Source organism: Ruegeria haliotis, assembly GCF_013377785.1.
GTDB classification, from domain to species: Bacteria; Pseudomonadota; Alphaproteobacteria; order Rhodobacterales; family Rhodobacteraceae; genus Ruegeria; species Ruegeria haliotis.
In genome coordinates this window covers 582,189-601,086 of sequence record NZ_JABXWT010000002.1, presented here as the reverse complement: position 1 = coordinate 601,086, position 18,898 = coordinate 582,189, and the positions used below count along the sequence as shown (strand labels likewise).

Sequence of the window (18,898 nt, the reverse complement as noted above, 5' to 3'; positions counted from 1 at the left end):
AAAGCCGGGCAGCATGTGGAGCCTTGAGACCCTTGGCCGCGTACGCTTGTCCCGGCACTTCTTCATGCGGGAATTTCTCTATTCCGAGATTGGCAATTTTCACCAGAAACAGAACATCCCCGATAACCCGGATCTGGCCATCGAGACGGGTCGTGCCTTTTGCGAAACACTGCTCGACCCGCTCGAGGAAACCTTTGGCCGGGTCGCGGTGCGCTCGGGGTATCGTTCACGTTCACTGAACCAGTTCGGGAACGAGAACAGGCTGAACTGTGCCCGCAATGATAATCCGCTGGAATGCCATATCTGGGATTGGGGTAATGGGGACGCGCGGATTGCGGGGGCTTCAATTGTGATACCGTGGTTCGCGGACCAATACGCGCATGGACGCGATTGGCGAGATCTGGCGTGGTGGATGCATGACCATCTGGATTATTCCGAGATCTGGTTCTTTCCAAAACTCTGCGCGTTCAATCTGGTTTGGCGGCCAGAGCCACATCGTCGGATCGACAGCTACATTGCGCCGCGCGGATGCCTGTTGCGACCAGGGGCCGAGCCGGAAGAGAGCAGGTCCGCCCGACAATCCCGCTATACCGACTTTCCAGCGTTTCGCGCCATCGCTTATCCGTGAAGTTTTCCTTGCCCGGGTGCCGCAAAACTTTCATCCTGAGAGCATTCGGAAGGACTCGGAAAACCGAGCAGATGGAGGACCTGCGTGATCGAGCCGCTGGTATTGTTACCTGGTTTAATGTGTGACGCTCGACTGTTTCACCCTCAGATCGATGTATTGTCGCGTTCCCGGGCCGTGACCGTCGCGCCTGTTTCTATGGGTGAGCGCATTGAAGAAATTGCCTCGGGCCTGTTGGATCAACTGCCGCACCGATTTGCCCTCGCTGGGTTAAGCATGGGCGGTGTGGTGGCGTTGGAGTTGATCCGACGCGCGCCTGAACGGGTATCGCGCCTGTGTCTTATGGCGACTGATGCGCAGGCTGATACGCCGCAGATCGCTGCCGGGCGCGAAGATCTGATAATTGGTGCGCAAGCCGGACGGCTGGAAGAGGTGATGCGCAAGGTTGTGGGCTCGGACACGTTGGCGCCGGGGCCGCAACGGATTCCCATTCTGAACGGCTTGCTGGCCATGGCGCTTGATCTTGGGCCGGATTTGTTTGTGCGCCAGATGCGTGCCTTGCAGCGGCGCCCGGATCAACAGGGGGCCTTGCGTCGGATCAAAGTGCCGACATTGATCCTGTGCGGGGCGCACGACAGGCTGACGCCGGTTCGTAAACACGCTTTCATGGCGGATCTGATCCCCGGAGCGGATCTGCAAGTCATTGACAGCGCCGGACATTTACCAACGCTTGAGACGCCGAAGATCGTCATCGACGCTATGCAAAACTGGTTGGAGGCCCGGCACCGGCTGGACTAATGATAGAGCGCTGCGCGTTCGCTTTTGCTGATGACCGTCGGGGTTACTACCGGCTCACTGGTTTTGTGATTGAAGAACGGGGTATTCTTCCAACTTCCAGACAGCCGCGATCTGGCGACGCGGTTTAACATGCCGAAGATAGCGTGCCCGAGCCTTTCATGTTTTTGTTTGCCATTCGGCTGGGGCACAAATCCGCGCGTTGTTATTGGACCCAGGCCTTGAGGGTTGGTAATCCGTTGTAAGATAAATCCGGCAAATGGAAATTTCGGTGTTCTCGAGGTCGTGGCCAGCGGCGCATTGCAGCAGTTGGCATACCAGCGCAGCATGCCCCTGGGGCTGAGCCTCATCACGGCCAGATGCTCTAAGCCGGTCTCGATTTCGATCTCTTCCGGCGTGATTTGTAAAATTTCCACCGGGCCCGGTGCCGGATCGGGTTGTCCGAAATACAGTTGGGCAGCCCGGCAGTCCTGGCAAAAGCACGCGACATGGGTGCCGGACTTGGCCCCCTTTGCCGTGATGCGGCCCTTCAATGACCCACACGTGCAGGAAAAGGCGAGATCGGATGGTGCGTTCTCGCCCATAGCCTTCAGGCCACTTTGTTCCGGTTTGCGGCGCGACGGCGAGGTTTGCGGCTGTTCTCGTTCATGAAATCAATAACCAGCGGGCGGATGTTGTCGCGCCAACTGCGGCCTGCGAAGATGCCGTAATGGCCTGCGCCGGGTTCGACGTGGCTGGCCTTTTTGCTGTCTGGCAAGCTGGTGCAAAGATCCAGTGCAGCAATACATTGGCCGGGAGCAGAGATATCGTCATTCGCGCCTTCGACCGTTTTGACGGCAACGTTGGTGATCTTGCTCATATCCACTTTGTGACCGGCAACCACGAATTCGTTGCGCGCAATTTCGCGGTTTTTGAAAACGCGCTCGACCGTGGACAGATAGAACTCGGCGGTCATGTCCATCACGGCCAGGTATTCGTCATAAAACCGGTTGTGGGCGTCCTGATCGGATGCCTCATCGCGGCTGACGCGCTGGATTTGATCCGTGAATGCCTTGGAGTGGCGATCGGCGTTCATCGACATGAACGAGGCAAGTTGCAGCAAGCCGGGATAGACCATGCGCCCAACGCCCTTATACTTGTAGCCGACGCGCTGAATCATGGTCTCTTCCAGCTGTCCCATGGTGACGCGACGGCCAAAGTCGGTCACGTCTGTCGGCGTGGCGTCCGGATCGACCGGGCCACCGATCAGGGTCAGGGTGCTGGGCTGGGCCTTGGGCTCGACCTCGGCCAGATAAGCCGTGGCGGCCAGAGTCAGAGGTACGGGCTGGCAGACAGCGACGACATGTGTGTCCGGCCCAAGCTCTTTCATAAAATCGACAAGGTAGAGGGTATAATCTTCGACATCGAACTTGCCCGCAGACACAGGAATATCGCGTGCGTTATGCCAATCGGTAATATAGACTTCACAGTTAACCAGAAGGCTTTTAACCGTCGAGCGCAGAAGGGTCGCATAGTGTCCGGACATTGGCGCAACCAAAAGCACTTTGCGCGGCTGCTCTTCGCGTCCGTTTACCTTGAAATGGATCAGATCTCCAAACGGGCGCTCCAGAACCGTGGTCACTTCGACCAGATGGTCTTTGCCGTCTTCGCACGTGAATGTGCGAATGCCCCAGTCGGGTTTCACGACCATGCGTTGGAACGTGCGTTCCGTCACTTCCCCCCATGCCGCCATCCAGCTGAAGGCGGGGTTTGGAACCATCGAAAACAATGGATAGGACGCCATCGAGCTTGCCGTCGCACCCAGCCATTGGTTGGTATTGCGCATGGATTCCATCAAGTCGTAGGTCATCATGTAGCGCATCGAAGGGGTCTCCTGAGTGTGTGCCTGAGAGTTCGGACCATTCGTCGCTTTGCCCCCCGACACCCACGACGTTATTCTGCATGGCAGCGAGGTTAGGGGGGAATTGTTAAAATGACAACAAGTGAAGACCAAATGCCCGATGTGACCGACGAACATATTGAACGCCTTAAGGAAAATATGGAAAAGGTCGAACAGCTCTCTAAACGTCTGATCGAAATTATGGCGGTTAAGAAGCCGCACACCCCCGCGCTGGACGGTCCGAATCAAGAGCTTTTTGCACGAGCAGCAACAGCCTATTGGGCAGAGGCTTGGCAAAATCCCGCCAAGTTGTTGGAACAACAGATAGAATACTGGGGGAAATCGGTTCTCAATTATGCTGAGGCGCAGCAAGCGCTTACGACAGGCGAGATTGAGGATGAGGCGCCGCAGCCCGGTGACAAACGGTTTTCCAATCCCATGTGGGAGACCAACCCCTATTTCCGGCTTATCCGCCAACAATATCAGACCAACGCCGAGGTCATCGCCCAAGCCGTCGCTTCAGTCGACGATCTGGATGCAAATGACAGACGGCGTTTGCAGTATTTCTCGCGGCAGATCACCGATATGATGGCGCCGACAAACTTTCTGGCGACGAACCCGGATGCGCTGCAAAAGGCGGTCGAGACGGAAGGGCAATCGCTGATCAAGGGGCTTGAAAACCTGGTTGCAGACCTTGAAGCCAACGATGGCGAACTGGTCGTCAGGTTAGCGGACGAGAATGCCTTTCAGGTCGGAGGCAATCTGGCAACCACGCCGGGCGATGTGGTTTATCGTAATCGGATGATGGAGCTGATCCAATATAAACCCGTGACTGATACGGTTTGCGAAACGCCCATCGTTCTATTTCCGCCCTGGATAAACAAATTCTATGTTCTGGACATGAAGGCGCAGAATAGCCTGATCAAATGGGTGACCGAGCAGGGATACACCCTGTTTGTCGTCAGTTGGGTCAACCCGGATGAAAGCTATGCCGAAACCGGAATGGAAGACTACATTCAGGACGGCTTTTTGACCGCGATTGATGAGGTCAAGAAAATCTGCAAGGTCAAACAGGTCAATGCGGTGGGATATTGCATCGCGGGTACAACGCTCAGCCTGACATTGTCGTTGCTGAAACAGCGCGGCGACAAATCGATCAAGTCCGCGACCTTCTTTACCGCACTGACCGACTTTTCGGATCAGGGAGAGTTTACGCCGTTTCTGCAAAACGATTTCATTGATGGAATCGAGGAAGAGGTGAACAAAGAAGGCGTATTACGATCCTGGATCATGGCGCGCACCATGTCATTTCTGCGCTCGCGCGATCTGATCTATGGACCGGCCATTCGCAGTTATATGATGGGGGAAATGCCGCCCGCGTTTGATCTGCTGTATTGGAACGGTGATGGGGCGAACCTTCCGGCGAAAATGGCGGTCGATTATCTGCGAGGTCTGTGCCAGCGCAACGAGTTTGCCACAGACGGTATCGAGCTGATGGGGCACAAGCTGCATGTCAGTGACGTGGATGTGCCATTGATGGCGATCACCTGTGAAACCGACCATATCGCTGCGTGGAAGGATTGCTATCGTGGGGTGCAGAAGATGGGCTCGCGATCCAAAACCTTTGTGGTGTCGGAATCCGGCCATATCGCCGGGATCGTGAACCCACCCAGCAAGAAGAAATACGGCCACTACACCAATCCAGACATGAAGCTTGACGCGGATACTTGGCTGAAAGAGGCCGACTTTCACAAAGGGTCCTGGTGGCCCATGTGGGAAGCTTGGTTGAAGAAGCGGTCCGGCAAGCAGATACCAGCCCGCGATACGGGCGATTCGGATCATCCACGCCTGGTCCCAGCGCCTGGAACCTATGTTGTTGCAAGGCCAAATGGTTGATTTTACTTTGAAACTGGAATTTTGCTGCGGCGCAGCAAGAAAAAACTTGAAATGCTGCGGCGCAGCAATCATATTGCCCTCAAGCTGATGAAAACCGGGGTGGGCTCGGTTCGGCAAAAGGATTAGGACAATGGCAAAGACTCAAGACTTTTCCGCGATCATGAAAGACATGATGGGCGCATTTCCGGTAGACACTTCCGCAATGGAAGGTGCCTTCAAATCGACCGCGGCTCTGAACGAAAAGCTGTCGACGGTCGCTCTGGACGCAGCTGAGAAATCGGCAGAGATCTCGAACAAATGGACCAAGGAAACCTTGGCCAAACTGAACGAAATGTCGAAGGCAAAGGCAGACCCTGCTGACTACGCCAAGGCGGCAACCGATTTCGCAAGCGCTTCTGCTGAAGTTGCAGCGGAAAACATGGCTGCTTTCGCTGAGATCGCCAAGAAAGTTCAGACCGAGACCGTCGAACTGCTGATGGCTGCTGGCAAAGATGTTGCGGAAGACGCAACTGCTGCTGTCAAAAAAGCGACCAACGACGTGACTGCTGCTGCCAAGAAAGCCGCAACCACCAAGTAAGAAACATCCGCGAGACGCGCCCATTCCTCCCATTTGGTGCACTCGCGTTGGGCAGGTCGATTGACCTGCCCTTTCTTTTTGTGCTGCAGTCGCATAACCTCTGCTGCAACGCATCATCCTTGGGGAGGATAACCGGTGTCGGATCAAGAAAAACCGCTGTTGATCAAGCGCTATGCCAGCCGTCGGCTGTATAACACCGAGACCAGTGATTACGTCACGCTTGAAGATATTGCGGGGTTCATCCGTGGTGGGCGCGAAGTACAGATCATTGATCTGAAAAGCGGCGATGATCTTACACGCCAGTACCTGCTTCAAATTATTGCCGAACATGAAAGCCGCGGTGAAAATGTCCTGCCGGTAAACGTGCTGAACGATCTTGTCCGCAGCTACATGGTTCCCGGCGGAGGGATGATGCCGCAGTTCCTGCAAAGCTCGTTCGATATGCTGCGCGAAAGCCAAAGCAAGATGGTGGAAAACATGAGCGCCATGAATCCCATGTCGCAGATGCCGGGCTTTGATGCGATGCAGGCGCAGCAACAGGCTTTTCTAAAGGCAATGACCGGTGGCCTGTCAGGCGGATGGTCCGGGCCGGACAAGGAAGAAGGAAAGCCGGAATCCAAAGAGGATCTGGACGACATCAAGCAACAATTGGCCGAGCTGCAAAAGAAGCTGTCCAAGCTGAATTGATCCGCCGTCAATGAACAAGAAAAGGCCCGCATTGTGCGGGCCGTTTTTTTTAGGTGCCGTAAACGGGCACGGGTCCGGTGACCTCACCCACTGATGCCAGCAGAATATCGGCGATCACGTCCAGTTCTTCGCGCGTCAAGCGTACGGGCAGGCGCACATCGCATGCTTTCATCAGCATGGCACGGGTTTGGGGCAGTTCGAATGTCTCAGGAAGGAACTGCCAATTCCAGAAGGCGCGGGCGTTGTCTTCGCTCAGGCCAAAGACCTGAACCTTGATGCCACGGGATTCGGACGCAGCTGCGAAGGCGCGGATCTCTGACTCGTTCATTCCGACAAGATTGAACTGGATCGAGTCCGGCGCGCGACATTCGGGTGCCAATGGGGCAGGGACGTCGACATAGGGCGAGATGTTCAGACGGTCTGCCATGTAATCATAGTTCTTCAGACCGTCGCGCACACGCCGTGCAAGTTCGGGGATTTGCGGACGGATCACAGCGGCGCTGAGGTTGCTCATGCGCAGGTTATACAGCGGCAACTTGTTCTGCCAGCGCGCAAAGGCCTGTTCCAGCTCGGGCGAATTATCGCCATGGGGGCCTTTGTGTTTCTGCCAGTTGTGTTCATAAGCGCCCGACATGATCACGGCACGCGCAACCAGATCGGCGTCGTCGGTGATCAGGATGCCACCTTCGCCCGCATTGATCATCTTATAGGATTGGAACGAGAAACAGCCCATTTTTCCGATGGTGCCGATATTGCGCCCATGCCAGGTGGTTCCCAGCGAATGTGCGGCGTCTTCGATCACCGGGATGTCGCGCGCGTCGCACAAGTCCATGATCGCGTCCATGTCCGAGGTATGACCACGCATATGGCTGATAATGACAGCCTGAACCGTGTCCAGCTTGGCGGCAAAGTCCGCCATATCGATGCGGTAATTCTCGCCGACCTCGCACAGAACCGGGACGCAGTCAGCATGTATGATGGATGAGGGGACCGCGGCGAACGTGAAGCCGGGGATCAGCACCCGTGCGTCCCGTGGCAGTCTCAGTGCTTTCAGCGACAGGAAGAGCGCGGCCGAGCATGAGGAAACCGCCAGCGCAAATTTCGTACCCAGCAATTCGGCGAACTCAGCCTCGAGCAAAGCAACAGGGGCGTCTTGCGGCGCGGTGTATCGGAACAGGTCCCCCGATTGCATCAACGCGTCAATGGCGTCGCGTGCGGCTGCGGGGATGGGTTCGGCGTCATGGACGTTGGGTGGCAGCGTCATATTTGGATTTCCCGAATTCTAACTTTCGTTTATTTAAATTAAATGACTGGGCCGTGCCAAGACCCCTTTCGCCGCTTCGGCGAAATTTCACCAAACTGTTGCACTGGAAGGCGGTTCAGATCCCCAGACGATCCCGCAGCGTGTACCACGTCATCGCCAACGCCAAGAGCGGGCTACGCAGCGCCGCACCGCCGGGAAAGGGCAGGGCGGGTACACGGGACATCGTGTCAAATCCTTCGGCCTGACCCTGAATAGCCAAAGCCATCAATTGACCGGCATGGGTAGCCGTGCCAACGCCATGACCGGAATAACCCGATGCAGACAGGATGTTGGGGGCAACCCGCGTCAGATAGGGCATCCGCCGCATGGTGATGGCTAATGTTCCACCCCAAGCGTAATCAATTTTTACGTCTTTTAGGTGAGGAAATATCTGGGTCATCGGTTTGCGAACCGTCGCTGTAATATCCGTCGGAAAGCGATAGCCATAGCTTTCGCCGCCGCCAAACAACAGGCGGCCGTCTGCGCTGAGACGGAAATAGTTCACGACGAACTTGGTATCCGCAACGGCCACATCCCGGGTCAAAACCCGAACTGCGTCCTCGCCAAGCGGTTCGGTCGCGGCGATGAAGTTATTGATCGGCATGACGCGTGCGGCCACCTGCCGGTTCAAATCACCCAAGTACCCGTTGCATGCCAAAATGACGTGATTTGCCGTAACCTGCCCGTGCGCAGTTCGAACCGAAACACGCGAACCTTGTTCGATGCTTAGAACTTCGGTGCCTTCATGAATGCGTGCGCCTGCCGTTGAGGCTGCACGCGCCAGTCCGAGGGCGTAATTTAGCGGGTGCAGATGAGCCGCCCCCATATCCAACAATCCCCCCTTGTAGGCGGGCGAGGGGCACAGAGCATGGCCGGCCTCTGCATCCAGAACTTCGATCTGGTCATAGCCGTATTTGCCGGACAGGTGCGCTGCGTGGTCGTGCAATTCACCGCGCTCGGCATCGCTGAGGGCCATTTCAGCCACACCCGGTTTCAGGTCGCAGTCAATCTGATGTCTGGAGATCAGGGATTTGACCAGATCCTTGGCATCCTCGGCCAGCTTCCAAAGCTTGACGGCGTCGGCCTCGCCGACCAGACGCTCCAGATCTTCCTGAGCCATCCTTTGCGCGCTGCCCAACTGACCGCCATTTCGACCAGAGGCACCGAAACCCACGCGATGGGCCTCAAGCAGAACAACGTCAAGTCCCGCTTCCGCCAGATGCAGCGCGGCTGAAAGACCCGTGTACCCGCCGCCGACAATACAGACATCCGCCGTCGCATCACCCGTTAACGCTGGAAACCGGTCCGACGGATGGGCTGTCGCCGCATACCAGCTAAGCGGGTATTCCGCCTTGCGGTCATTGGAATAGAGCAGGTTCATGGCAGCCCAGCCTCAGACGTTCATCAAAAGATGCTCACGCTCCCACGGAGAGATCACCTGCAGGAACTCCTCGTATTCCGCCCGCTTCACGATGCCATAGACTCGGGCGAATTCGGGGCCAAGAACCTCGTGCAGGGCGGTGGCGTCGTCAAACAGATCCAGCGCGTTGCCCATCACCTGCGGAATATCGCCTTCGCCTTCGTAGGCGTCACCATAGAATTGACGGCGGGGGCGTTCCTGGTTTGTCAAACCGAGGTAGCCGCAGGCCAGCGACAGGGCGATACCCAGATACGGGTTGCAATCCATCCCGGCGATACGGTTTTCCACCCGCCGTGCTTCGGGACTGGACAGGGGAACCCGGATGCCGGTGGTCCGATTGTCGCGTGCCCATTCCAGATTAATTGGTGCAGCCTGTTCTTTGACATAGCGGCGATAGGAATTCACATAAGGCGCCATCACTGCCAGACCGGCGGGCAGATGCATCTGCAACCCTGCAATGAACTGATAGAACGCGTCAGTCTCACCGCCTTGCGGACCGGAAAAGATGTTCTGCCCCGTCTCGATATCCGTGATTGAGTGATGGATATGCATGGCCGATCCCGGCTCATCCTCGATCGGTTTGGCCATGAAGGTGGCGAAACAATTGTGACGCAAGGCGGCCTCGCGGATGAGGCGTTTGAAGTAGAACACCTCATCGGCCAGCTTGACCGGGTCACCGTGGCGCAGGTTGATTTCCAACTGACCAGCTCCGCCCTCTTGGGTGATGCCGTCAATCTCAAAACCCTGATGCTCGGCGAAATCATAGATATCGTCGATCACCGGGCCGAATTCGTCCACCGCCGTCATTGAATAGGCTTGGCGGGCCGCAGCCGGGCGGCCTGAACGGCCCATCATCGGCTTGATCCCCTGCGCCGGGTCCACATTGGGGGCGACCAGAAAAAACTCCATCTCTGGTGCGACGATCGGGTTCCACCCCTTGTCGTGATAGAGCTGCACAACGCGCTTCAGCACGTTGCGTGGGCTGAACGGAATCGGCACGTCGTCTCTGTCATAGGCGTCATGGATCACCTGTAACGTCCAGTCACCGGTCCACGGCGCGGCAGACGCGGTTGAGAAATCCGGCTTCAGGATCATGTCCCGCTCGATGAACCCGTCATCCCCCGCAGCCTCGCCCCATCCGCCGGTAATCGTCTGGTAAAAGATACTATCGGGCAGGTGGAAATAGGATTGCCGCGCGAATTTGGATGCGGGTACCGCCTTGCCGCGTGCGATGCCGGGCAAGTCTGAAATGATGCACTCAACTTCGTCCAGTCGCTTGCCTTCAAGGTAGTTTTGCGCTGCCTGGGGCAGTTCGTCTGTCCGGTCGGCCATCAGGCCCTCGCTTTCTTAAAGAAATCCGCCATGATACGAGCGATTTCTGCATTGTCATCCGGTGCGGTCTGCCGGTTTGCCGCGTCCTGCAACAGGGTGTCAGGAACAACCCCTTTGCCACGTGTTCGCATGAGGCCCGCGACGAAATCGTTGGAAAACTCGGGATGCGCCTGGACTGTCCAGATCGTGTCGTCGTACGCCAGCATTGCGTTATGGCAAAAATCGTTTTGTCCCATGACCCGAGCCTTTTCGGGCAGTTCGGTTACTTGATCCTGATGCCAGGCATTCAACCAGACCTTTTTGCCGTCATAGTCATATTCCGTCCGCCCTACAGCCCATCCGCCCGAGAACTTCTCGACCTTGCCCCCAAGAGCTTGCGCAATGATCTGGTGACCAAAACATATGCCAACCATCGGTCTGCCGCTGTCGCGAATGGCGCGGATCAAATCCTCCAGCTGTGGAATCCAGGGCAGCCCTTCATAAGCGCCGTGGCGCGAACCTGTTATCAACCAGCCATCCGCGTCCTCTGCGCCGCTGGGGAAAATCCCGTCCACCACCGCAAAGGTTTCGAAATCAAACCCGTTTCCGTCCAGAAGGGCGGGAAACAACGTGTCGTAGTCCCCGAATTCGCCTTTTAACATATCGGGAGAGTGGCCGGTCTGTAGGATGCCGATTTTCATGTGTCACCAAATTTGATCAAATTTAGACTACCCGACTCCGGAAGGCCGGGCAAGAGGGGTCAAACCGCCTCGAGATAGCTCAGCCAGTGCTGGTCCTCAGGGCGGTCCGCAAAGCGTGTGATTTCCTGCCGCTTGGTCATGATCATATAGCGGATCAGGTCAGCCGGAAACAGGCGTGCGACTGTTGGATCGGATTCGAACGCGTCAACCGCCGATGCCCAGTCCCCGGCCAGTTGAGGGAGGTCGTCGATGTCATACGCATTTCCGGTGATCGGGGCGGGCGGCTGCAAGCCATCTTCGATCCCAACGAAGGCCGCGCCCAAAATGGCGGTAAGCATTAGGTACGGATTGATGTCTCCGCCTGCCACCCTGTGTTCGATCCTGCGCGCCGCTGGGGCGCCGCCCGGGACGCGAATGGCCGCAGTTCTGTTTTCATAGGCCCAGCTTGCACCGGTGGGGGCGTGCGCGCCGGGTACGAGACGCGTGTACGAGTTGCCATGTGGCGCAAAGATCAACGTACTTCCAGGCATGGCCGTCAGGCATCCCGCAACGGCCGAACGCAAAAGATCTGTCCCGTCGGAACCTCCGTCATCGAAGACATTGCGCCCTTGTTGGTCAACGACCGAGAAATGAACATGCAGCCCGTTTCCGGCGTCATCGGCATAGGGCTTGGACATGAAGGTCGCTGAGAACCCGTGTTTGCGCGCCAGACCGCGCGCCAAGGCCTTGAAAAGCCATGTGTCATCGGCGCAGCGCATCGCGTCTTGATGGTTCAGGTTGATCTCGAACTGGCCCACGCCGCCTTCCGAAATTGCGGTCTGGGCGGGTATACCCATGGCAGCGCAGCCGTCGTACAGATCGGTGAAAAACGCCTCAAACGCGTCCATTTCTGCAACGGATAATACGGCCTCGTCCGACAGGCGGCGTCCGGTGACCGGGTTGATCGGCGGTTGCGGCTGCGGGCCGGACGCGTCGACCAGCGTGAATTCAAGTTCGGTTGCGGCGATGACGGACCAACCGCGCTGCGCATAGCGTGACAAGGTGGAGGCAAGGGCGTGCCGAGGGTCGCCAGCAAAAGGGGTTCCGTGGTCATCATAGAGGCTCATGGGAACCAGCGCCGTGTCCGTATCGAGCCAGGGTACGGGGACAGGTCCACGCTCCGTCGGCAGCAGAACTCCGTCTGCATCACCGGTTTCAAACACCAGCGGGCTACCATAGATATCGGCCCCCCACAGATCGACTGTCAGCGCCGAATACGGCATACGCACGGCGCCTTTGCCCAGTTTTTCGGCATAGGCAGGTGGCACACGCTTACCCCGCATCTGACCATTCAGGTCACAGGCAGCGACGCGAAAACTGTGCAGGGCGCTCAGGTTCATGGGGCCTCCATTCCTCTCGTTGTCCGAGATGTACTGGAGTCGTTCCGGCTTGTCACTAAATTTGATCAAATTTTGTCGTACTGGGTCATATGGGGTCCCCGCGCCAATTCTTTAGGGGGTGGCGCGGGGATAAGCGGGTCAGACGAAGTTGACCCCGTTCTCTGCCATCGGCAGCTCTGCTACGTGAACGCCGGACAGGGCATTGATCGCGTTTGCGAGGGCAGGGGCCGACGGTGGGGTGCCGGGTTCGCCCACGCCAGTTGGCGCTTCGGCCGATGGCACGATATGCACATCGATTGCGGCGATATCACCGATCCGAAGTGGCTCGTAGTCCGGGAAGTTGAACTGATCCACGGCGCCATTGGTCAGGGTGATCTGATCACGCATGACGTGACCGATGCCATAGCCAATGCCACCTTCCATCTGGGCGCGCACGACATCCGGGTTTACGGCGATACCGCAGTCTACAGCACAGGTGACCTTTTCGATGCGAATGCCGGTCTCGGGATCACCGGACACTTCGACGACCTGAGCAGCGTAAGAGCCAAAGGACTTGTGAACCGCGATACCCTGTGCCCGACCAGCCGGAGCATTGCCCCATCCCGCCTTTTCAACAGCGAGTTTCAGTACTGCAGCTTTGCGTCTCTGGTCAGAATCACTGTCATCCGCCAGATGGGCCAATCGAAACTCAACGGGATCGCGCCCTGCAGCTTTTGCCGCCAGATCCATCATCGTTTCCATTGTGTAGGCGGTGTGGGTATGTCCGACAGAGCGCCACCACAAAACAGATGTAGCTTTGGGCGTATCTGTCAGACCCAAGGCCATGCCGGGGATCTTGTATGGACTGTCCGCAATGCCCTCGATCGAGCTGTGGTCGACGCCATCGTGCACCGCAAAGGATTCGAACGCCGTCCCCTTCATGATCGACTGCCCTGCCACCTGATGCTGCCATCCAACGATGTTGCCATCCGAATCCAGCCCGACGCGGACCTTGTGACCGAAGGCGGGGCGATAATAGCCGCTGCGCATATCATCTTCGCGGGTCCAGACCAACTTGACCGGACGCGACCGGTCGGTGACCACAAAGGTTAAACCAGCCTCGACCTGATAATCCGCATCAGGTGTCGCGCGGCGTCCGAAAGAGCCGCCGGCAAGCATTGTGTTGATCTGGATCTTTTCGGCTGGAAGGCCAAAGATCTGCTGATAGGCCATATGCGGGCCCGTCGGCATCTGGCTGCCATCATGCAGAACGATATTGCCGTCGGCGGTTTGCTCGATGGTGCAATTCAGCGGCTCCATTGGCGCATGAGCCAACAGGGGAAAGTAGAAGGTCTTTTCGATGACCTTGTCCGCCTTATCTATCGCCGCGGATACAGCAGCCACATCTGCCTTGTTTACGTTGTATGTGGGCGCGGCATCCAGCGCGGCCAAGATTTCGGCCTTGATCTGATCCGAGTGACGCGTCTCGGCTTCAGCCATGTCCCATTCGACCTCAAGCGCGTCGCGTGCCTGAATGGCGGCCCAGGTGTTCTCGGCATAGACCGCAACGCCCGCCTGGTTGGGAAGGACGGCCGCGTTGATGTAGCCCTTGACCTCTTTGGACACGCTGTCGTCAAAGCTGATGGCAAGCCCGCCACGAGATTCTGGACGCTTGATCATTGCAATCATCTGGTTCGGCAGATGGATGTCCATGGCGTACATCGCTTGTCCATTGCCCTTGATCGCCGAGTCTTTGCGGCGTACGGCGTCGTTGCCGATCAGGCGGAACTCCGAAAGCTCCTTGAGGCGCGGTTCAGCTGGTGCTTCCAATTGAGAAGCAGCTGCAACAAACTCTCTGATCGGGGCTGAGTTGTCGCCAGCTTTGATGATGCCTTCTTCGATCGTGACATCGGACGTGTCTACATCCCAGCCTTGGGCGGCTGCAGCAATCAGCATCTCACGTGCGGCGGCACCGGCCTGACGATATTGCAACCACGAGTTGGCCATCGCGGTCGAACCGCCCGTACCCTGGAACGGACCGAACAGCAGGTTGTTGTAGACCTGCGGGTCGGACGGTGCGAATTCGTATTCGATCTGATCCATGCGCAGACCGATTTCTTCGGCGATCAACGTTGGCAGGCCGGTTGCAGGACCCTGGCCCTTTTCAAAATGCTTGACGATGGCAGTGACCGTTCCATCCGCGTCGATTTTCACAAATGGATTGAACTGCGCAGTTTCTGCTGTGGTTGCAGCCAGAGCGCCATCGGTGCGTACACCGACAAGCAAGACGGCACCGGCAGCAGCGGCGCCTTTCAGAAATCCACGGCGAGAAGTGTTGATGGTCATGGATCAGGCCTCCAGAATGTCAGATGCGCGCTGAACACCGGCGCGGATGCGTTGATAGGTGGCACAACGGCAGGCGTTGCCGTGCATGTACGCGTCGATTTCTTCGGCGGATGGTTTTGGGTTCTCTGACAGCAACCCAACGGCCGACATCACCTGACCCGATTGGCAATAGCCGCACTGAACCACATCCAGCTCGACCCAGGCCTGCTGCACTGCTGCGCCAATCGTGTCATCGCCGATGGCTTCGATCGTGGTGATTTCGGCGTCTTCAACGTCTTCGACATAGGTTTGGCACGAGCGCGTGGGCTCACCATTCACATGCACGGTGCAGGCGCCGCACGAGGCAACGCCACAGCCGAATTTGGTTCCGGTCAGCTTAAGTTCATCCCGGATCACCCACAGCAGGGGCGTGCCGGGTTCGGCGTCAACCGTGTGGGTTTCGCCATTCAGTTTCAAAGTCAAAGCCATAGAGGGACTCTCCTGTTCGCGCTGGTTTCCTGAATCGGTAAACTGGCGGGTTTACATTTTGCATATTGTTTTGGCCGTGTAAACTCCCAAGTTTACTTAGAATTTGACCAGCCCCGGTCAATGGGTCTATAGCTCTGCCATGAACGAATGCAGCGCACCGAATGCGGCCAAGCACGCACAGATCATCGAAGCTGCCGTGGCCGAGTTCCAGGAAAAGGGATTTGCTGCGGCCAGTATGGATCGCATCTCGACCCGGGCCGAGGTGTCCAAGCGCACGTTGTACAAGTATTTTGAAAGTAAGGAAAATCTGTTTCGTTCAATCGTGATTGAATTGTCTAGCCGCTTTGCCGAAGTGTTGGAAATTCGATACGAAAAAGGCCGTGGCATTCGCGAGCAATTGACCGAGTTGGCCTGGGCCGAGGGGCGTATCCTGATGCTGCCCGATGTCATCGCGATGTCCCGGATGGTGATAAGCGAAACATTGCGCAATCCGACCCTTGCGGCCGAGGCGCAGGGCAAACTGGACAAGACCGCGACTTTCATAGCCATGCTGCGAGACGCGGCAGAAGACGGTCAGTTGCAGATCAATGATCCAGAGCAAGCTGGGCGAGAGTTCATAGGCCTGATCAAAGCCCGTGCGTTCTGGCCTATGTTGTTCACGGGCGCGGTGCTTAGCCCACCTGAAATGGCCGAGACCATAGAAAGCAGTGTTGAGATGATGATCAGCCGATATGGTCGCGACGCTGCGCAATCGCCGGATTGAGGTCGTCACGCCGTGTGTGGGAAGAAGGCCTGAGAATGTGTAAGACGTCCCCAGTTCGATTCGGATGACCGCCACCTCGTGATGCACCTGAAAACCACACATCTTTATGAAACGGAGGCGTTGCTGTGATTGGCAAGGCAAACAAAGCCGCGCGTTTGAGTGTAGCACCTATGATGGACTGGACCGACCGCCATTGCCGCTATCTGCATCGCCTGCTGAGCGCGGAGACCTTGCTGTACACCGAAATGGTGACCGCCCCTGCGCTTGTCAGGGGCGGTGCGCTTCACCTGTTGGACTACAATCCGGAAGAGCACCCAGTGGCACTGCAACTGGGTGGTTCGGACCCACAAGAGTTGGAGAAGGCGGCGCGGATCGGGGCAGAAGCCGGGTATGACGAGATCAACTTGAATTGCGGATGTCCCTCGGACCGCGTGCAGTCCGGCACGTTTGGTGCCGTATTGATGAAAGATCCAAAGCGTGTTGCGGATTGTGTAATGGCCATGCGTGAAGCGGTGGATGTCGACGTCACTGTCAAGTGTCGCATCGGTGTGGACGATCAGGAACCTCGGGACGTTTTGCCTGCGTTCCTCGATCAAATCCGCGCAGCCGGGTGCCAACGCGTCACGATCCATGCGCGCAAGGCATGGCTGCAGGGTCTCAGCCCCAAAGAAAACCGTGATATTCCGCCTTTGGACTACGACCTCGTACATCGGATGAAGGCTGATTTTTCCGACCTCCACGTGTCACTCAACGGAGGCATCGCATCACTCGATGATGCACAAGTGCATTTGGATGCCGGGCTGGATGGGGTCATGATCGGGCGCGCGGCGTATCATCAACCGACTGATATTCTTGCCGAAGCCGATATGCAGATCTACCAAAGTGGAACGGCCAGAGATCCGATTGCCATCGTTCAACAAATGGTGCCCTATGTTGACCGGCATCTTGCCAATGGCGGCCGATTGCACCAGATCACTCGCCACATGCTGGGCCTTTTTGCGGGGCGTCCCGGAGCACGCGCTTGGCGGCGCGCGTTGTCTGAGGGCGCGGTGCACGAAGGGGCCGGGGCAGAGGTGATGCTTCGGGCGCTGGATCACGTGGCGCCTTTGGCAGAGGTTTGAGTTTGTGAAACACCGGCTCTGATCCGGTTTGGGGGAACGATGCCCGAGACGATGTTGCTGGCCCAGATGCTGGGCCTTTTGCTTGTGATCGGTGCGCTGGCCGGTGTGCTGGCAGGTCTGTTGGGGGTTGGCGGTGGCATTGTTCTGGTGCCAGCCTTTTTCTGTGCGTTTCAGACCCTTGGATATGGTGGCCCGCAGTTGATGCAATTGTGTCTGGCCACATCGTTGGCCACGATTATCGTCACGTCGATGCGATCCGTTCTGGCCCATAACAAGAAGGGCGCCGTGGATTGGGATATTCTGCGTGGCTGGGGGCCGGGTATCGTTGTCGGTGCGATCATCGGCGTTCTGGCTGCATCCGCCATGCGGACCGAAGCGTTGCAAGCTTTGTTCGGTATTTTGGGGATGGTGATCGGTGCCTATCTGGGATTCGGCCGCTCAGAGTGGCGGTTGGGTGATGCGATGCCCAAAGGCGTCAAACGCGCCGTTCTGTCGCCTTCGGTCGGATTCCTCTCGGTTTTGATGGGGATAGGCGGCGGCAGCTTTGGCGTCCCTTTGATGAGCCTCTACAACACGCCTATTCACCGTGCGGTGGCAACAGCCGCCGGGTTTGGAGTGATCATCGCGGTTCCATCTGTTCTGGGCTTTCTGTTTCTGGACATCGCGCCAGAACATCGACCGCCATTGACCATCGGGGCAGTCAACTTTGTCGCCTTCGGGGTCGTTGTGGCGATGACGATGATCACCGCGCCCTGGGGTGTGAAATTGGCCCATGCCATGGACCCAAAACCGTTGAAACGGGTCTTTGCGCTGTTCCTGACACTGGTGGCCTTAAACATGCTGCGCAAGGCGGTGGGGCTATGAGCGACTTCTGGACCCGAGGGTGGGTTAAATTCCCTCATGATCCTGTATTGGCGGAATGGGTCAGCCATGCTTTTCCCGCCGCTCAAGCGTCGATAACTGATCCCGCCCATGTCGAATGGATGGATTGCGAAGACACCTGGTTCATCGGGGTGGACGCATTGTCTAATGACGCGCAGGGCAGGGTGGGGCAGTCAGGGCCTTTGACCGGTTTGGCCATGGGCTTTATTGCAGAGCACTGTGGTGAATTGCCCCTGCACAAAGGACAAGTCTCGGTCATCTACCCCGGTTACCCACGTCCGCGTCGGGGCGAAAACGAAGCCGCCGCGCGCTATCGCCGCAACCGCGATGCCGCCCATGTTGATGGGTTGCGACCGCTGGGGCCGGATCGGCGTCGTCGGGTTGATGAACCACATGCCTGGGTTTTGGGCATTCCCCTGACCGACACCAGCGAGGACGCCGCGCCGATGGTGGTTTGGGAGGGGAGCCACATCCTCCTCCGCACTGCGTTCGAGCGCGCGCTGGCCAACCATCCGCGTGAAACCCTGCACGAAGTCGACATAACGGATATCTATCAGTCAGCCCGTCGGGAAGTGTTCGAAACCTGCCCGCGGGTCGAGCTGCCTGCAAAACCGGGCGAGGCGTATCTGTTGCACCGCCACTGCCTGCACGGGGTCGCACCCTGGGGTGCGGACGCCATTGCGGGGTCAGATGGACGAATGATCGCCTATTTCCGTCCGGAATGCGCAGGGGGAGTAGCCGAATGGATCGAATCCCCATAACCTCC

The 18,898-nt window shown here is 57.5% G+C and carries 18 protein-coding genes; 9 read left to right on the top strand and 9 right to left on the bottom strand.

Annotation, left to right across the window (positions count from 1 at the left end; all coding sequences use genetic code 11):
• Positions 1–13 precede the first annotated feature (13 nt).
• Together HW561_RS08000 and HW561_RS07995 are read left to right on the top strand one after the other, a co-directional pair.
• The gene (locus tag HW561_RS08000; RefSeq protein WP_176863689.1) at positions 14–628 is read left to right on the top strand and encodes a hypothetical protein; all 615 of its coding nucleotides are present in this window, start codon (positions 14–16) and stop codon (positions 626–628) included.
• A gap of 84 nt (positions 629–712) precedes the next feature.
• Positions 713–1,423, top strand: a complete 711-nt coding sequence (locus HW561_RS07995; RefSeq protein ID WP_176863425.1) for an alpha/beta fold hydrolase — start codon at positions 713–715, stop codon at positions 1,421–1,423.
• Here the strand turns inward: HW561_RS07995 and HW561_RS07990 are convergent.
• Both HW561_RS07990 and phaZ read right to left on the bottom strand, forming a co-directional pair.
• Positions 1,420–2,004: a DUF6151 family protein gene (locus HW561_RS07990; RefSeq protein WP_176863423.1), complete on the bottom strand. Its 585-nt coding sequence runs from the start codon at positions 2,002–2,004 to the stop codon at positions 1,420–1,422. The genes HW561_RS07995 and HW561_RS07990 overlap by 4 nt on opposite strands.
• A gap of 5 nt (positions 2,005–2,009) precedes the next feature.
• On the bottom strand, positions 2,010–3,281 hold the full coding sequence (phaZ, locus tag HW561_RS07985) for a polyhydroxyalkanoate depolymerase (protein WP_176863421.1): 1,272 nt from the start codon (positions 3,279–3,281) through the stop codon (positions 2,010–2,012).
• Between the two features lie 111 nt (positions 3,282–3,392).
• Here phaZ and phaC point away from each other — a divergent pair, with 111 nt between their 5' ends.
• From phaC to phaR, 3 genes are all read left to right on the top strand, one after another.
• Positions 3,393–5,195: a class I poly(R)-hydroxyalkanoic acid synthase gene (gene phaC, locus HW561_RS07980; protein WP_176863420.1), complete on the top strand. Its 1,803-nt coding sequence runs from the start codon at positions 3,393–3,395 to the stop codon at positions 5,193–5,195.
• A 130-nt stretch (positions 5,196–5,325) separates the two neighbouring features.
• Positions 5,326–5,772 carry a phasin family protein gene (locus HW561_RS07975; RefSeq protein WP_176863418.1) on the top strand — a complete coding sequence of 149 codons (447 nt, stop codon included), beginning with the start codon at positions 5,326–5,328 and terminating at the stop codon, positions 5,770–5,772.
• 135 nt (positions 5,773–5,907) lie between these two features.
• The gene (gene phaR, locus HW561_RS07970) at positions 5,908–6,459 is read left to right on the top strand and encodes a polyhydroxyalkanoate synthesis repressor PhaR (RefSeq protein ID WP_176863416.1); all 552 of its coding nucleotides are present in this window, start codon (positions 5,908–5,910) and stop codon (positions 6,457–6,459) included.
• Between the two features lie 49 nt (positions 6,460–6,508).
• Here phaR and HW561_RS07965 read toward each other — a convergent pair whose 3' ends face one another.
• From HW561_RS07965 to HW561_RS07935, 7 genes are all read right to left on the bottom strand, one after another.
• Positions 6,509–7,723, bottom strand: a complete 1,215-nt coding sequence (locus HW561_RS07965) for a DegT/DnrJ/EryC1/StrS family aminotransferase (RefSeq protein ID WP_176863414.1) — start codon at positions 7,721–7,723, stop codon at positions 6,509–6,511.
• A 115-nt stretch (positions 7,724–7,838) separates the two neighbouring features.
• A complete protein-coding gene (locus HW561_RS07960; RefSeq protein ID WP_176863412.1) occupies positions 7,839–9,143 on the bottom strand; it encodes an NAD(P)/FAD-dependent oxidoreductase in 1,305 nt (434 codons plus the stop codon).
• Positions 9,144–9,155: 12 nt separating this feature from the next.
• On the bottom strand, positions 9,156–10,514 hold the full coding sequence (locus HW561_RS07955) for a glutamine synthetase family protein (protein WP_176863410.1): 1,359 nt from the start codon (positions 10,512–10,514) through the stop codon (positions 9,156–9,158).
• Positions 10,514–11,194, bottom strand: a complete 681-nt coding sequence (locus tag HW561_RS07950; protein WP_176863407.1) for a type 1 glutamine amidotransferase — start codon at positions 11,192–11,194, stop codon at positions 10,514–10,516. Before HW561_RS07950 ends, HW561_RS07955 begins: the two co-directional genes overlap by 1 nt.
• Positions 11,195–11,253: 59 nt before the next feature.
• Positions 11,254–12,573: a glutamine synthetase family protein gene (locus HW561_RS07945; RefSeq protein WP_176863405.1), complete on the bottom strand. Its 1,320-nt coding sequence runs from the start codon at positions 12,571–12,573 to the stop codon at positions 11,254–11,256.
• A 138-nt stretch (positions 12,574–12,711) separates the two neighbouring features.
• Complete coding sequence (locus HW561_RS07940) at positions 12,712–14,898, bottom strand: xanthine dehydrogenase family protein molybdopterin-binding subunit (RefSeq protein WP_176863403.1); 2,187 nt, start codon at positions 14,896–14,898, stop codon at positions 12,712–12,714.
• 3 nt (positions 14,899–14,901) lie between these two features.
• Entirely contained in the window at positions 14,902–15,366 is a 465-nt protein-coding gene (locus HW561_RS07935) for a (2Fe-2S)-binding protein (RefSeq protein WP_176863401.1), read from the bottom strand.
• Positions 15,367–15,505: 139 nt separating this feature from the next.
• Between HW561_RS07935 and HW561_RS07930 the strand changes: the two genes are divergently transcribed.
• The 4 genes from HW561_RS07930 to HW561_RS07915 all read left to right on the top strand — a co-directional run bounded on the left by HW561_RS07930 (position 15,506) and on the right by HW561_RS07915 (position 18,893).
• Complete coding sequence (locus HW561_RS07930; RefSeq protein ID WP_176863399.1) at positions 15,506–16,129, top strand: TetR/AcrR family transcriptional regulator; 624 nt, start codon at positions 15,506–15,508, stop codon at positions 16,127–16,129.
• Positions 16,130–16,254: 125 nt separating this feature from the next.
• Positions 16,255–17,250, top strand: coding sequence for a tRNA dihydrouridine(20/20a) synthase DusA (gene dusA / locus HW561_RS07925; protein WP_328803264.1), 996 nt, complete (start codon positions 16,255–16,257; stop codon positions 17,248–17,250).
• Between the two features lie 39 nt (positions 17,251–17,289).
• On the top strand, positions 17,290–18,114 hold the full coding sequence (locus HW561_RS07920) for a sulfite exporter TauE/SafE family protein (RefSeq protein ID WP_176863397.1): 825 nt from the start codon (positions 17,290–17,292) through the stop codon (positions 18,112–18,114).
• Entirely contained in the window at positions 18,111–18,893 is a 783-nt protein-coding gene (locus tag HW561_RS07915) for a phytanoyl-CoA dioxygenase family protein (protein ID WP_176863395.1), read from the top strand. The genes HW561_RS07920 and HW561_RS07915 overlap by 4 nt, the downstream gene beginning before the upstream one ends.
• The last annotated feature ends 5 nt before the right edge of the window (positions 18,894–18,898 follow it).